Origin of the sequence: Rickettsia endosymbiont of Rhinocyllus conicus (assembly GCF_964026465.1) — a bacterium.
Taxonomy (GTDB): Bacteria; Pseudomonadota; Alphaproteobacteria; order Rickettsiales; family Rickettsiaceae; genus Rickettsia.
Window position 1 is genome coordinate 951629 of sequence record NZ_OZ032155.1, and the last position, 12545, is coordinate 964173.

The window sequence follows — 12545 nt, forward strand, 5'->3', positions numbered from 1 at the left end:
AAATCTTAGGTTTTAGTGAAAATACTAGACATGATGTATAGATGCGACAGAGCCTCTAATAAATGATTTTTCATATCCTTGCGAATCCCAGTAAATAACCGTAGCCCACGACTAAATAATTTAGCGGACATTTCCTTAGAAATATAAGCCTTGTCTCCAAATAATTTACCCCATAATCCTTTGGTAATTGAGTCTACAGCAGATAAATCACTAGCATTACCCTTTGTTATTTTAATTGCCATAATCTGACCTTTATTATTAATTACAATATGTAATTTAAATCCCATAAACCATCCGTAACTACTCATACCTATTTTAGCAATGCCACTAAACACTTTATTATTATTTGTACGTTTTGCATGACATATCGATAATTTGGTTGAATCAACAAAATATATACCAGTCTCATCTCCTGTAAATAATTGTAACATTATAGTTAAAGGTAATACTAATCTTGGCCACAACTGGATTATCCGACTGTAACTAGGAAGACTAAAATATCCTCTATATTTACATGATAGATGATATAAATAATAATTCTTAAAATCTTTGCATGGAGATATATAAAAATATAATACTATAGTTATATAGTTCTGAAAGCCTTAAACTCCCTGATCTCCTACGCTTCCTAACGCTGGGTATTAATTTGCTTTCTTCCCATTCTTCGTAAACTTTACAATAATTATCTATTATACAAAATAGAGTTATGATACATCTTTTCATTGTTGAGTGCATATTTTTTTGATTCAAAATCTATGTAACTCAACACTCCTCTCTTGTAAATACCCTGCTTTATTATCTTTATTCCTTACACTCTTATCCTAAACTGGCGTTATTAGTTAATTTTATCTAACTTATTTGTTATATTACAAAAAGTTTTTTTGTTGTGTGGTAATTTTGCTTTAAGTTTAGAAATTAAAAAAGAAATAAAACTATTAGTCTCTAACTTTTTACAATATGGGACCTTAATTAGAAAAATTTTAAAATAACAATAATTTAAAAAGTTATACACTTTTTAAGAAAAAATAAGTTTTTTTGTAATATAATAAATTAATATATATAATAATTATTATTAATGATGAGATATACCATGTACCCACTTATTAGACTTAGAAGAAATAGAAAAGCTGCTTGGCTTCGTGATTTAGTTGCTGAAACTACTCTTAGAGTAGAAGATTTGGTATTACCTTTATTTGTTGTAGAAGGGCATAATCAGCGGCAAGAAATTAAAACTTTGCCAGATATATATCGCTTGTCTATAGATCAGGTGATAGAAACGGCAAGAAAAGCAGCTGATCTTGGTATCAAAGCTATAGCACTATTTCCGTGTATTGATCAAAGTTTAAAAAACGAGAATGGTGACGAAGCTTATAATCTAGATAATTTAATGTGCCGTACTATAAGAAGTATTAAAAATGCTGGTATTGATATTGGAATAATATGTGATGTTGCACTTGATCCTTATACTACGCACGGGCATGATGGCGTAATACATAACGGCGAAGTGGATAATGATAGATCGGTAAAAGCGTTATGTAACCAAGCTTTAACTCTTGCAAAAGCTGGTGTTGATATTGTTGCTCCTTCTGATATGATGGACGGTAGGATTATGGCTATAAGAGAATATCTTGATGAAGAAAGTTTTGTTAATGTAGGGATACTTGCTTATGCTGCAAAATATGCTTCAAGTTTTTACGGTTTATATCGTGATGCAGTCGGTAGTACTAAGAAAATTTATTTAGATAAGGCAAGTTATCAATTGGACATACGAAATATTAAAGAAGCAATGCTTGAGATTGAACATGATATAGCAGAGGGAGCTGATATGGTCATGGTTAAGCCCGGTATGATGTTTTTAGATGTTATTCGTGAAGCAGCTAATAACTTTAATACTAAAATCTTTGCTTATCAAATTACTGCAGAATATGCCATGTTAAAATTTGCAGCAAATGCCGGAGCTATAGATTTCGAAAAAGGTTTATTAGAATCATTAATTAGTTTTAAAAGAGCAGGGGCAAGCAGCATATTTACTTATGCAGCTCTTGAAGCAGCTGAACTATACCTTTGATACTTCAAGATTCGGTAAATACTCAGATAGAACTTCAAAAATTGGTGACAATGTTCTATAAGTACGCAGGTAGCCACGTATTAAGTAACTGCTGCCGCTCCTCGTCTTATGAACCGATTACTCTTTTTGAAGTTGATCTTCGTATAAGCCAAATTGTGGGATTCGTCTTTGCTCACGTAGTTTATCTACGTTCCGCAGACTCACCGCTTACTTGACTTACCAACTTTTGAAGTATCTGCGGTATATTTAAGAAATAAATTATTTTTAGAGAGGTAAAAATGGCTACAAGCAAGAAACCAGTATTAAAAAATGTAATTGAGTCTTTAGAGCCTGAATTAAGTTTAGATAAAAAATCAGCTTTTAAAGATTGGAAATTTTTAAAGCCTAAAAGTGGTGGTGCTAATGAAGCAGGGGAGTACGGTGGAGTATATCAAAGTGCGGATAGTAACATTACTGCAATGATAAAACAAGAAGCTTCATCATCAAAAAATATAGCTGAATTTTTAGGGTCTAAATTTTTTGCAGCAATAAGCCCTGGTAATGGTGCTGAAGTTAGTTTAATTGCTCCAGATGGTTTTAGCAAATCTAAAAATAGTGATTCGCAAATATATGTTAAATCTGAATTCTTTAAGAATTACAGTAGTGATATGTATGTGGATATGGATAAACATATGTCTGCTGAAACTAAACCAAGTTCTTGGTTTAGAAAAGATGGGGGCAGACCACTTTTTATGGGAGCCCGGAATAAATTATTTAGAACTTTAGAAAATGCTTTTAAAGAAGTTAAATATCAAAATTTTGAAAATATCATGCCGACAAGTTTGTTGATTGGTGATTTTGATATACATGTCGGAAATATAGGGGTTATTAGAGATGAGAAAAATCCAAAAATTTTACCTAAATTAGTAAGAATTGATTTTGCTGGTAGTTTTGATAAATTAACAAATCAAATTTATTCTCATTCAAGAATGAGGCATTTACCTGGCTTTGGTCCTACTAATCACTTTAGAGAATTTCCGTCTAAATTAAGAAGAAGTCCTGAACTTGGTGATAGTTTAATTGCGGCTTCCAAAATCAATTTAACTAAAACTATTAATGAAAGTTTTGATGAATTAACTAAATATTATAGCGACGAAGCAATAGCAGGTTTTGCTAAGCAGGCTATGCCAGGACGATTTAATAAATCTGAAAAAATAACCCCGCAGCAGGTTAAAGATAGCTTATTAGATGTGATGCTAAAAAGACAGGAGTCTTTGAAAGAATATGGTCTTGAAATAAAGTTAACTAATGTAATTTCCAAAAAATACGATTACCCTTATTTTGAAATAAAAGAGCAAGAATTAAAATCGTTAATGAAAGAACATCCTAATTACTTTGAAAAAATTCTTAAAGGTGAAGAAGGAAAAATAGGAGGAAAGAAACTTAAATTACGAGACAAAGTTAGTTCTACTTTAAACAGAATTCTAGAAACTCTAGGGATTAGACCTAGTGCAAAAAAACACTTAATAAAAACTATAAAAAGCTTAAATGAAGAAATTAATAACGAAAAAGATTTAATAGATTTTTCAAAAGAAGTTGAGATAAAAAAGGTTAAAACACCAACTAAAGAAAAAGCTAAAGCTAAAGAAAAACCAAATTTATTAGATTTAAATGAAGAAGATCTAAAAGCAATTAAGCATTTAAAAGAAGAGATTTTAAAACCAACAAAGCTAAAAGCGATAGAGACAACTAAGCAAGATTCAAAATCAAAAACTGCTCATCAGAAAGATGCTTCTAAAGCTAAAAAAATTATGCAAAAGTAAAAGCAAAGCCATAGTTAGGTTAAATTAAAATATGTCTAGCCGTATTTTTATAACTTTTTTTATTTTATTGAAAGAAAAGGCTAGACGTTAACAAAAAGATTTGTTATAAGGAATTATCTGAATTTTCCAGATGCTTCTAATGTTCCTCGGTAGCTCAGTGGTAGAGCAAACGGCTGTTAACCGTTCGGTCGCTGGTTCGAGTCCGGCCCGGGGAGCCAGTACCTACAGTCTGCTATTTCTTGCAGTTTATCAAATGAAAAAGCCAGAGAGTAATCAAGGTTTTCGTCCTTCAAACTAGGTTCACAAATACAAAATTTAAAAACTCTCTTTTTTCTTCAATATTTAAACTTTACATTTATAAAGTTTAAATTATTAACATATTAATAATTTGATTGACAAAAAAATAAAATATGTGTATAGTACGCATAACTAAAAATAAATCAATTATTAGAGAGATTAATATGTTTAATAAACTAAATCGCTGTACTCTTGCTTTAATGTTACTAACTAGTAGCATGTCATTTTCTGCTTTACCTACAAAGGTAGTTGATCTTAGCCATTTATATGAAGAGGATGATATTCTTAAAGTGTTAGAGAATCGTGTGGGCAACAATCCAAGTATACACATCGTACCGCCAATTTCGGAGCTTGAAGATGATCCTACAAAAGATTTTATGGCTCAGTCTTGTATTGACAATATTGAAAAGATTGCCAATCAAGGTATTCCAGTGCAAGATATAAAAGTTTTAATACCTAATTTTTATGGCAATAGTAAAGATGAGAAAGGTAATGTTGTTGGACATTGGACTGCGGCAATAATACGTAAAGATAAATCAGGGGCTGCTACATTATATTACAACGATCCTGCAGGTAATCGATATAATCCTGATCCTAAAACATTACTTGAAAAAATAATAGGACTAATGAAAGTTGAATTGGGTGATATACCAATACGTGATTTACAAGTACATCAACAAAGTGATGGCACTTCTTGTGGAGCGTTTACTGCTGAAGATCTTGTAGTTTTAGCAGAAATGAACGGTGATGAATTGACATTAGAATCAGCAAGAGCATTACTTTCTAATATAACAGATGCTCAAATGCTTCGTAACAAACATGCAGGTATCGTTACTAAAGGAAATAGAGAAGACGTTATTCAAGAAGATAGAGAATACTACACTCAAGAAAATAGAGAGTATTTTGAAGATGAAGATAAAGAGGAAGTTTTTAATTCGTCTAAAGATAAAAAATTTGTCGAGCAATTAAGAAAAGCATTACCAGGTAGTGATGCAGAAAAATTTGGAAATAGTCTTGATGAATTAATTGAGGAGCAGCAAGTAAAAGAAGCTTTTTCTAAGTTAACTGATCGTCCAAAAGAGCGAAATAGCGAAATTATACGTGCAGCTTTAAGACATGCATTAACAGATACCCATAATTCTGCAATGAGTGCGATACATAGCAGGTTAAGTAATGGACCTTTAGTAGTAGCAGCAGGTGATGATGATGTTGTTGGTGATACATGGCAACATGGCGTATGGGCTAGGGCATCAATTAGTCACAGTAAAGATAAAACAAGTAATAAGACAGCAGAATATTTTAGTGGTTATAAAACAAAAGGGCATAGTAATACTATAGGTGTTGATACCTTAATAAACGATAATCTACTTCTTGGTTTAGCGTATACTAACGCTTATACAAGCATAAAGCCGCAAAATCAAAATGCAGGTAATGTAGACAAAGCCAGAACTAATATGTTCTCATTATATGGTTCATATAATATACCAAATTATAATTGGTTTGTAGATGGTACTATATCTTATGCAGAAAGTGTTATAAGAGGTAAAAATGTACGTAATGGTAACGAAGTAGCATCAAGCAAATATAAATCACATTTATATAGCGGTAGCGTGTCTTTAGGATATAATTATCATACAAGTAATGACATCTATATTACACCAAGTTTAGGTATGACAGGTTCTTTAATTAAAGATTCTGGATATAAAGAAACTGGAACTAACTTTCAGAATTTAAATGTTGCGAAGAAACATTATAATAAGTTAAGCAGCACATTAGGAGTTAGAACATTTAAAAATATAAATCAAGGTAAGTTAACTATAACACCTGAATTATATAGCTTTGTTAATTATTCTCTGAAAAATAAAACTCCTAGTGTTAATGCTCAATTGCAAGGTATAGATGAAACTTTACCAACAATTAACTTTAAGAGTAATAAAGTAGATTATAATTTAGGTGTCGGTCTTTCATTAAAACACAACATGATGGAATACGGCATTAATTATACTGCTACTTTTGCTAAGAAGTACGAAGCACATTCAGGTAGTTTAAAAGTACGAGTAAATTTCTAATCTAATCCTATCTATTGCCAGGCGGTCTTTGACCGCTACGGCTCAAATTTTCAATTTTTCCTTTGTCACCCCGTGATGGCATTGCCCACGTGAATCAGTTTTTCCGTCATTGCGAGGAAATTACGAAGTAATTGACGAAGCAATCCAGCTAAAAAATATAATATTAGTATTTTTTATTATTTTCTGGATCTAGTTCCCAAGCCACGGTATGACTACCTTAGGGCATTTTTCGATCTACGCAACAATGCTGCCATGGCATGACAGAGGGAACTGATCCATGCAGGAAAAACCATCCCGATTCCATATTTCTCTACTATTTATCTTATTATTTTCTTATTTATTAGTTTTAATATTTTATTAAATACAATATGCTTACACAGTTGGTAGCTTTTAGCGGCTTTGTTGCATGGCTCTAAAAAAGTGTTCGATGTTATTTAGTTGCTTGTATCTGCGGAATCCTGAAAAATGGACTCCGTGAATAAATCTATAGTACCGGACAGTTTTTATTCGATGTCATTCCCGCAGAAGCACAATAGTGTCCGGAAAAAATTGGAGTATTATTAAAACCGTCATTGCGAGCGGTCGTAGACCGCGTGGCAATCCAGAAAAATAGTAAAAAATAACTAATTTTAGCATTTTTTTCCGGACACTACTGCGTAGAAGCGGGAATCCAGAAAAATAAACATAAAAGCAGCAAGTTTTAAAATTAGCTTAGGTATCCCGCTTTTAGCTAGAAATGACATACAGGGCATTTTTCGAGCCACGCAACAAAGCCGAACAAGCAACTAAATGATAGTGGGTAATAAAAAAAAGTTTATGGTAAAAGGACGTATTAATTCGCTAAGAAGTTTGTTTAAAGAATATAGCATAGATGGTTATATAGTTCCGTCTAATGATAAATATATGAGCGAGTATGTACCTGAGTATGCTAAAAGGCTTGAATATATTACAGGTTTTACTGGCTCGAATGGTATAGCTGTTATATGCAAAGATATAGTGTTATTCTTTACTGATGGTAGGTATTTAGAACAAGCACGTAAAGAACTTAACCCGCAGCTTTTTAAGATTTTTGACTTAAAGGACATATCTAAATTTGCTTGGAAAGATTATTTAAGTAGAGCAGGGTATGATCCAGAATTATTTACTTACCCTGCTATAGCTAATCTATTGGATTCCGTGGATAAACCATGGGATGACAATCTACAGAAAATCAAAGGTAATCTAATTGATAAAATTTGGCAAAACCAGCCTCAAGAGCCAAATTCTCAAGTTTATTTACATGACATTCAGTTTGCAGGTGTCTCACATATAGAGAAGATTGATAAATGCCGTAACACGTCATCCCGTGGTTTACCCACGGAATCCAGAAAAATAGATACCGAAGAATATGCTTTAATCCTCCTAGATAGCTCTTCTATATGCTGGCTATTAAATATGCGGGCTAGCGATGTTGCTTATACGCCTCTAATGTTTGCTAAAGTGATAATCACTCCTAAAAAGTTGTATCTATTTATTAATCCTGCAAGAATTAGCCCTGAAATTATTGAAGAACGCCCTGAAATAACGATTTTACCTGAAGAAGAATTTGAGAATATTTTAAAAGATCAGGATAATATTTTTATCGATGACAGCATAGCATCTATTCATATAATGGATTTGATAGCGGATAAAAAAGTACATAAAATTAAAGATCCTTGCTTAATGCTTAAAGCCTGTAAAAATGAAGTAGAAATTAAGCATGCAATAGATTTTCATATTAAAGATGCAGTGGCTTTATGCGAGTTTTTTGCTGATTTGGAGGAAAGTACTCGTCATTGCGAGAAGATGCAAAGCGTTGACGAAGCAATCTCAGGAAAATATGAGGAGATTGCCACGCAGTCTACGACTGTGAGCTATGACAAAATATTAAACGAATATACTCTCGGTCTAAAACTTACCGAATATAGAGCAAAGCAGGAGGGCTATGTTTCAGATAGTTTTCCGGCTATTTGTGGCTTTAGGGAAAATAGTGCAATCATTCATTATAGAGCTGATGCTAAAACCGCTAAGAAGATTGAAGAGCAGGGGATATTGCTTATCGATTCAGGCGGTCAATATAAGGGTGCTACTACTGATATAACAAGAACAATTACAATAGGTACTGCTACTGATGAGCAGAAAAAGCGTTATACGCAGGTGCTTAAAGGGCATATTGCTCTAGCTAAAGCCAAATTTCCTAAAAATATCATTACGGGAGCAAATCTTGATATCTTAGCACGGCAATATTTATGGCAAGACGAACTGGATTATCCTCATGGCACAGGGCATGGGGTTGGAAGCTTCTTAAGCGTTCACGAAGGACCGCAAAGTATAAATCTCCGTAATAAAACGATTTTGCAAGCTGGTATGATTTTATCCAACGAACCAGGGTTTTATATTCCTGGGGAATATGGTATCAGGATTGAAAATTTAATATATGTAAAAGAAAATAATGGCTGGCTAGAGTTCGAAACTCTAAGCTTAGTGCCTTATGCTAAGGAATTGATTGATGTTAAATTGCTTAATAATGATGAAATAAATTATATAAAACATTATTATCAGAAAATTAAAACACAAATTCATCATTTATTATCCCCAGCTGCTCAGAAGTGGCTTGATAATGAAATAAATTTATTTTTATAGCTATTATTGTAATTGACGTTTCTACTATTTATTGGTATAAAGTCTATAACTATGTCACATATTGTGTAATACGCACAAGTGTCAACTCAAACTAGTACTAGTATTTTTTATTATTTTTCTGGATTCTTGCCTATGCGGGAATGACATCAACACAGCAAATTCATACATTGGGACGTCGCCAAGTGGTAAGGCAACGGTTTTTGGTATCGTCATCCGGAGGTTCGAATCCTCCCGTCCCAGCCAACTAATTTCTAAATTACTTATTTACATATATTGCTAACTTTCAATAGATTTGAAGATAAAGAATTATCACTCTCTAAGTTTTTAAAACGCATATTTTTCTAACTTCTCTTACTTTAATGGGGTCACTTCCAACACAATCTCCTGAAAAAACAGCTTCGTACTGGAATTTATATTTGTAAAAAGAATACTTCTCTTAAAATACTTAATCTTTAACTGCTTTAGATTTAAGCCATAATTTTTCTACGGTTGATTATGTTTCTGAAAAAATTGAAAAATATTTAGAAAGAAATAAATCAAAAGAATTAAATAGAAATAATGAATTAACCGATAATAAAACTCAAAATTTTGAAACAGAACAAGAATTTACCTAATAATATAAGATTGTTCTATAATCTATATTATGGAAAATGACTCTGCGTATAATCTAGAAATGGAATTACCAGGCATTACACAAGATAATAGGTAAAAAAGAACAATCTTCTGAAAAGAAAGATCATAATTATCATATGCAAGAACGATATTATGGTTCTTTCTACCGTTCTATTAGTTTACCATCTAATATTGATGAAGAACATATAGAAGCACAATTTAAAGATGGTATCTTATCTATTAAAATACCTAAAAAAGAACAAAGTAAAGCTAAAAAAATTAAAGTAACTTAAAGAATCTATATTATATAATGTAAATAGTAGAATCCATTCTCTGGGTTCTACTTTAATACAAGACTCATTGTACCTTCCTTTACCCGGAAGATGAGAATATGAATATCACTCAACAACATCTATGCGATTATTTTTATAACTTACTTATCTTCTATTTTGTGCTATAATATAATGCACATACAAATATTAGTAACTAATTATGGCAGTTTCAAAGTTCCTCGATCCTAAAAATGATGTCGCCTTCAAGAAAATCTTTGGTTCTGAAAAAAACAAAGATATTCTTATCCACTTCATCAATGATATCATGGGATTTAAAGATGATGAACAAATACAGGATGTTACTTTCCTAAGTCCTATCCAAGACCCTGATATTGCTTATAAAAAGCAATCTCTCGTCGATGTTCTTTGTAAAGCTCAAAATGGTACGCAAATCATCGTAGAAATGCAAGTCTCCCCTTCTAAAGGCTTTGAGAAAAGAGCTCAATATTATGCCGCCAAAGCTTATTCTCGACAACTATCACAAGGACAAAAACAAGACGGTCTCTATGCTAACCTTAAGGAAGTCATCTTTATTGCTATTAGTGATTATATTATCTTCCCTGATAAAGTTGATTATATCTCTCATCATGTTATCCTAGATAAAATTACTTTTGAACACGATTTAAAGGATTTCTCTTTTAGCTTTATTGAACTACCTAAATTTAATATAGATAAAATTGAAGACTTAAAAACTATTACCGAAAAATGGTGCTATTTCTTTAAATATGCTTCTAAAACTAGTGAATCTGACTTGCAGAAAATTATAGGTAGTGATCTTGTAGTAGGGCGTGCTTATGAAGCATTAAATCAGTTTAACTGGAATGAAGCAGAACTCCTTGCTTATGAGCAGGAAATTAAACGCATCATGGATAACAAAGCTGTCGAAGATTTCATGATTGAATCCGCTGAAGCTAGAGGCGAAGCTAGAGGCGAAGCTAGAGGTATGCAGATCGGAAAAGCTGAGGGAAAAGCTGAGGGAAAAGCTGAGGGAAAAGCTGAGGGAAAAGCTGAGGGAAAAGCTGAGGGAAAAGCTGAAACCATGACATTAGTTGCTAAGAACTTATTAGCTCAGAATATAGATATTAATACTATATCTATTGCTACCGGTTTATCTATTGCTGAAATCAACAAACTCAAAAATGAATAGGTCACTTATGCAAACTGCTAGATCCACATTAAAGCTTACGGCTCTGTCGCATCTATACATCATGTCTAGTATTTTCACTAAAACCTAAGATTTTAGATATTATGCTGCCATTAACATTTTAAAGTTTTCAAAAGTAGATACCTGCTCATTAGCTCCTACTATTTGTCCTTTTTGAATCATACGAATATTTTCAATACCAGCAATAGTTATCTTAGCACTACGGAAACTCTTAAAACCAAGCATTGGCTTAGTTCGTTTCTTAACAAATCTATGATCTTGTTCTATCAAATTGTTCAGATATTTATTTTGAAGTATTTTTATCTTTTGTTCTTTAGGTGAGTTTTTATTAAAGTCAGTAAGAGCCGAAGTATTACTACCACTCTTATCTATTACTACCTTTTTAGGTATATCGTTACTCTTAAAGGCTTTTTTAAAAAACGCCTTAGCAGCTGCAGCATCTCTACGTTTTCTTAATAAGAACTCAATAGTATCGCCACAAGAGTCGATGGCTCTATATAGATATACCCATTTACCATTGAGCTTAATATATGTTTCATCCATTCTCCAGCTATTGCCAATCGGTTTCTTACGTTTTCTAACCTCCCTATCTATCAAAGGAGCAAATTTAATTAACCATCTTTGAAGAGTAGCGTGATCTATTTTAGCACCTCTGATACTTGCCATCTCCTCAAGTTCTCTGTAACTTAACGAAAATCTACATTTCATATACACAAATAACATGATTATCTCAGGAGATGAACAAAATCCTTTAAAATACTTCAAAAGTTTTGGTGATATTGCAAATGGCATACTGCTAATTTTTTGGCTCTTTATAGCCTATATTACGACACTTGGCAATAGATGCGACAGAGCCAATATAGAGGATATTTTAGTCTTCCTAGTTACAGTCGGATAATCCAGTTGTGGCCAAGATTAGTATTACCTTTAACTATAATGTTACAATTATTTACAGGAGATGAGACTGGTATATATTTTGTTGATTCAACCAAATTATCGATATGTCATGCAAAACGTACAAATAATAATAAAGTGTTTAGTGGCATTGCTAAAATAGGTATGAGTAGTTACGGATGGTTTATGGGATTTAAATTACATATTGTAATTAATAATAAAGGTCAGATTATGGCAATTAAAATAACAAAGGGTAATGCTAGTGATTTATCTGCTGTAGACTCAATTACCAAAGGATTATGGGGTAAATTATTTGGAGACAAGGCTTATATTTCTAAGGAAATGTCCGCTAAATTATTTAGTCGTGGGCTACGGTTATTTACTGGGATTCGCAAGGATATGAAAAATCATTTATTAGATATAGAAGATAAAATACTCTTAAAAAGCAGATCAATAATTGAATCAGTATTTAATGTACTAAAAAACAGCATGAACCTTGAACATTCAAGACATCGCTCCCCTATTAATTTCTTAGTTCATATACTTTCTTGCGTAAATGCTTTTAATTTCAATAAATCTAAAAAATTTCTAACACTACTTGCTTATCCTCAGACCTCCTTATCCTAAACTGGCGTTAATAAAAAG

General features: G+C 32.3%; 8 protein-coding genes, 2 tRNA genes and 1 pseudogene. 9 read left to right on the top strand and 2 right to left on the bottom strand.

The window, feature by feature from the left end:
- Window positions 1–5 precede the first annotated feature (5 nt).
- Window positions 6–587, bottom strand: coding sequence for an IS982 family transposase (locus tag AAGD54_RS05080; RefSeq protein WP_341795184.1), 582 nt, complete (start codon window positions 585–587; stop codon window positions 6–8).
- Between the two features lie 503 nt (window positions 588–1090).
- Between AAGD54_RS05080 and hemB the strand changes: the two genes are divergently transcribed.
- From hemB to AAGD54_RS05120, 8 genes and pseudogenes are all read left to right on the top strand, one after another.
- Window positions 1091–2068 carry a porphobilinogen synthase gene (gene hemB, locus AAGD54_RS05085; RefSeq protein ID WP_341794281.1) on the top strand — a complete coding sequence of 326 codons (978 nt, stop codon included), beginning with the start codon at window positions 1091–1093 and terminating at the stop codon, window positions 2066–2068.
- Window positions 2069–2346: 278 nt separating this feature from the next.
- On the top strand, window positions 2347–3870 hold the full coding sequence (locus AAGD54_RS05090; protein WP_341794282.1) for a hypothetical protein: 1524 nt from the start codon (window positions 2347–2349) through the stop codon (window positions 3868–3870).
- A gap of 143 nt (window positions 3871–4013) precedes the next feature.
- Window positions 4014–4088, top strand: a tRNA-Asn gene (locus AAGD54_RS05095).
- A 243-nt stretch (window positions 4089–4331) separates the two neighbouring features.
- Window positions 4332–6236, top strand: coding sequence for an autotransporter outer membrane beta-barrel domain-containing protein (locus AAGD54_RS05100; RefSeq protein ID WP_341794283.1), 1905 nt, complete (start codon window positions 4332–4334; stop codon window positions 6234–6236).
- Window positions 6237–7052: 816 nt separating this feature from the next.
- Window positions 7053–8897 (top strand): aminopeptidase P family protein, encoded by a 1845-nt coding sequence (locus tag AAGD54_RS05105; protein ID WP_341795185.1) that lies wholly within the window; start codon window positions 7053–7055, stop codon window positions 8895–8897.
- A 168-nt stretch (window positions 8898–9065) separates the two neighbouring features.
- Window positions 9066–9140: transfer RNA gene (locus AAGD54_RS05110), tRNA-Gln, on the top strand.
- A 397-nt stretch (window positions 9141–9537) separates the two neighbouring features.
- Window positions 9538–9802: pseudogene (locus tag AAGD54_RS05115) on the top strand (Hsp20/alpha crystallin family protein); the annotation flags it as partial.
- Between the two features lie 199 nt (window positions 9803–10001).
- Window positions 10002–10988 (top strand): Rpn family recombination-promoting nuclease/putative transposase, encoded by a 987-nt coding sequence (locus tag AAGD54_RS05120; RefSeq protein WP_341794284.1) that lies wholly within the window; start codon window positions 10002–10004, stop codon window positions 10986–10988.
- A gap of 99 nt (window positions 10989–11087) precedes the next feature.
- Here the strand turns inward: AAGD54_RS05120 and AAGD54_RS05125 are convergent, their stop codons facing one another.
- Window positions 11088–11798: an IS6 family transposase gene (locus AAGD54_RS05125; RefSeq protein ID WP_341794245.1), complete on the bottom strand. Its 711-nt coding sequence runs from the start codon at window positions 11796–11798 to the stop codon at window positions 11088–11090.
- A gap of 51 nt (window positions 11799–11849) precedes the next feature.
- Here AAGD54_RS05125 and AAGD54_RS05130 point away from each other — a divergent pair, with 51 nt between their 5' ends.
- Window positions 11850–12527, top strand: a complete 678-nt coding sequence (locus AAGD54_RS05130) for an IS982 family transposase (RefSeq protein WP_341794285.1) — start codon at window positions 11850–11852, stop codon at window positions 12525–12527.
- Window positions 12528–12545 lie beyond the last annotated feature (18 nt).

Excerpts from the sequence above, each read along its gene's own strand:
- AAGD54_RS05125 (WP_341794245.1), bottom strand. The coding sequence starts at position 11,798 with ATGCCATTTGCAATATCACCAAAACTTTTGAAGTATTTTAAAGGATTT.
- AAGD54_RS05090 (WP_341794282.1), top strand. The coding sequence starts at position 2,347 with ATGGCTACAAGCAAGAAACCAGTATTAAAAAATGTAATTGAGTCTTTA.
- AAGD54_RS05105 (WP_341795185.1), top strand. The coding sequence starts at position 7,053 with ATGGTAAAAGGACGTATTAATTCGCTAAGAAGTTTGTTTAAAGAATAT.
- AAGD54_RS05130 (WP_341794285.1), top strand. The coding sequence starts at position 11,850 with ATGCGACAGAGCCAATATAGAGGATATTTTAGTCTTCCTAGTTACAGT.
- hemB (WP_341794281.1), top strand. The coding sequence starts at position 1,091 with ATGTACCCACTTATTAGACTTAGAAGAAATAGAAAAGCTGCTTGGCTT.
- AAGD54_RS05100 (WP_341794283.1), top strand. The coding sequence starts at position 4,332 with ATGTTTAATAAACTAAATCGCTGTACTCTTGCTTTAATGTTACTAACT.
- AAGD54_RS05120 (WP_341794284.1), top strand. The coding sequence starts at position 10,002 with ATGGCAGTTTCAAAGTTCCTCGATCCTAAAAATGATGTCGCCTTCAAG.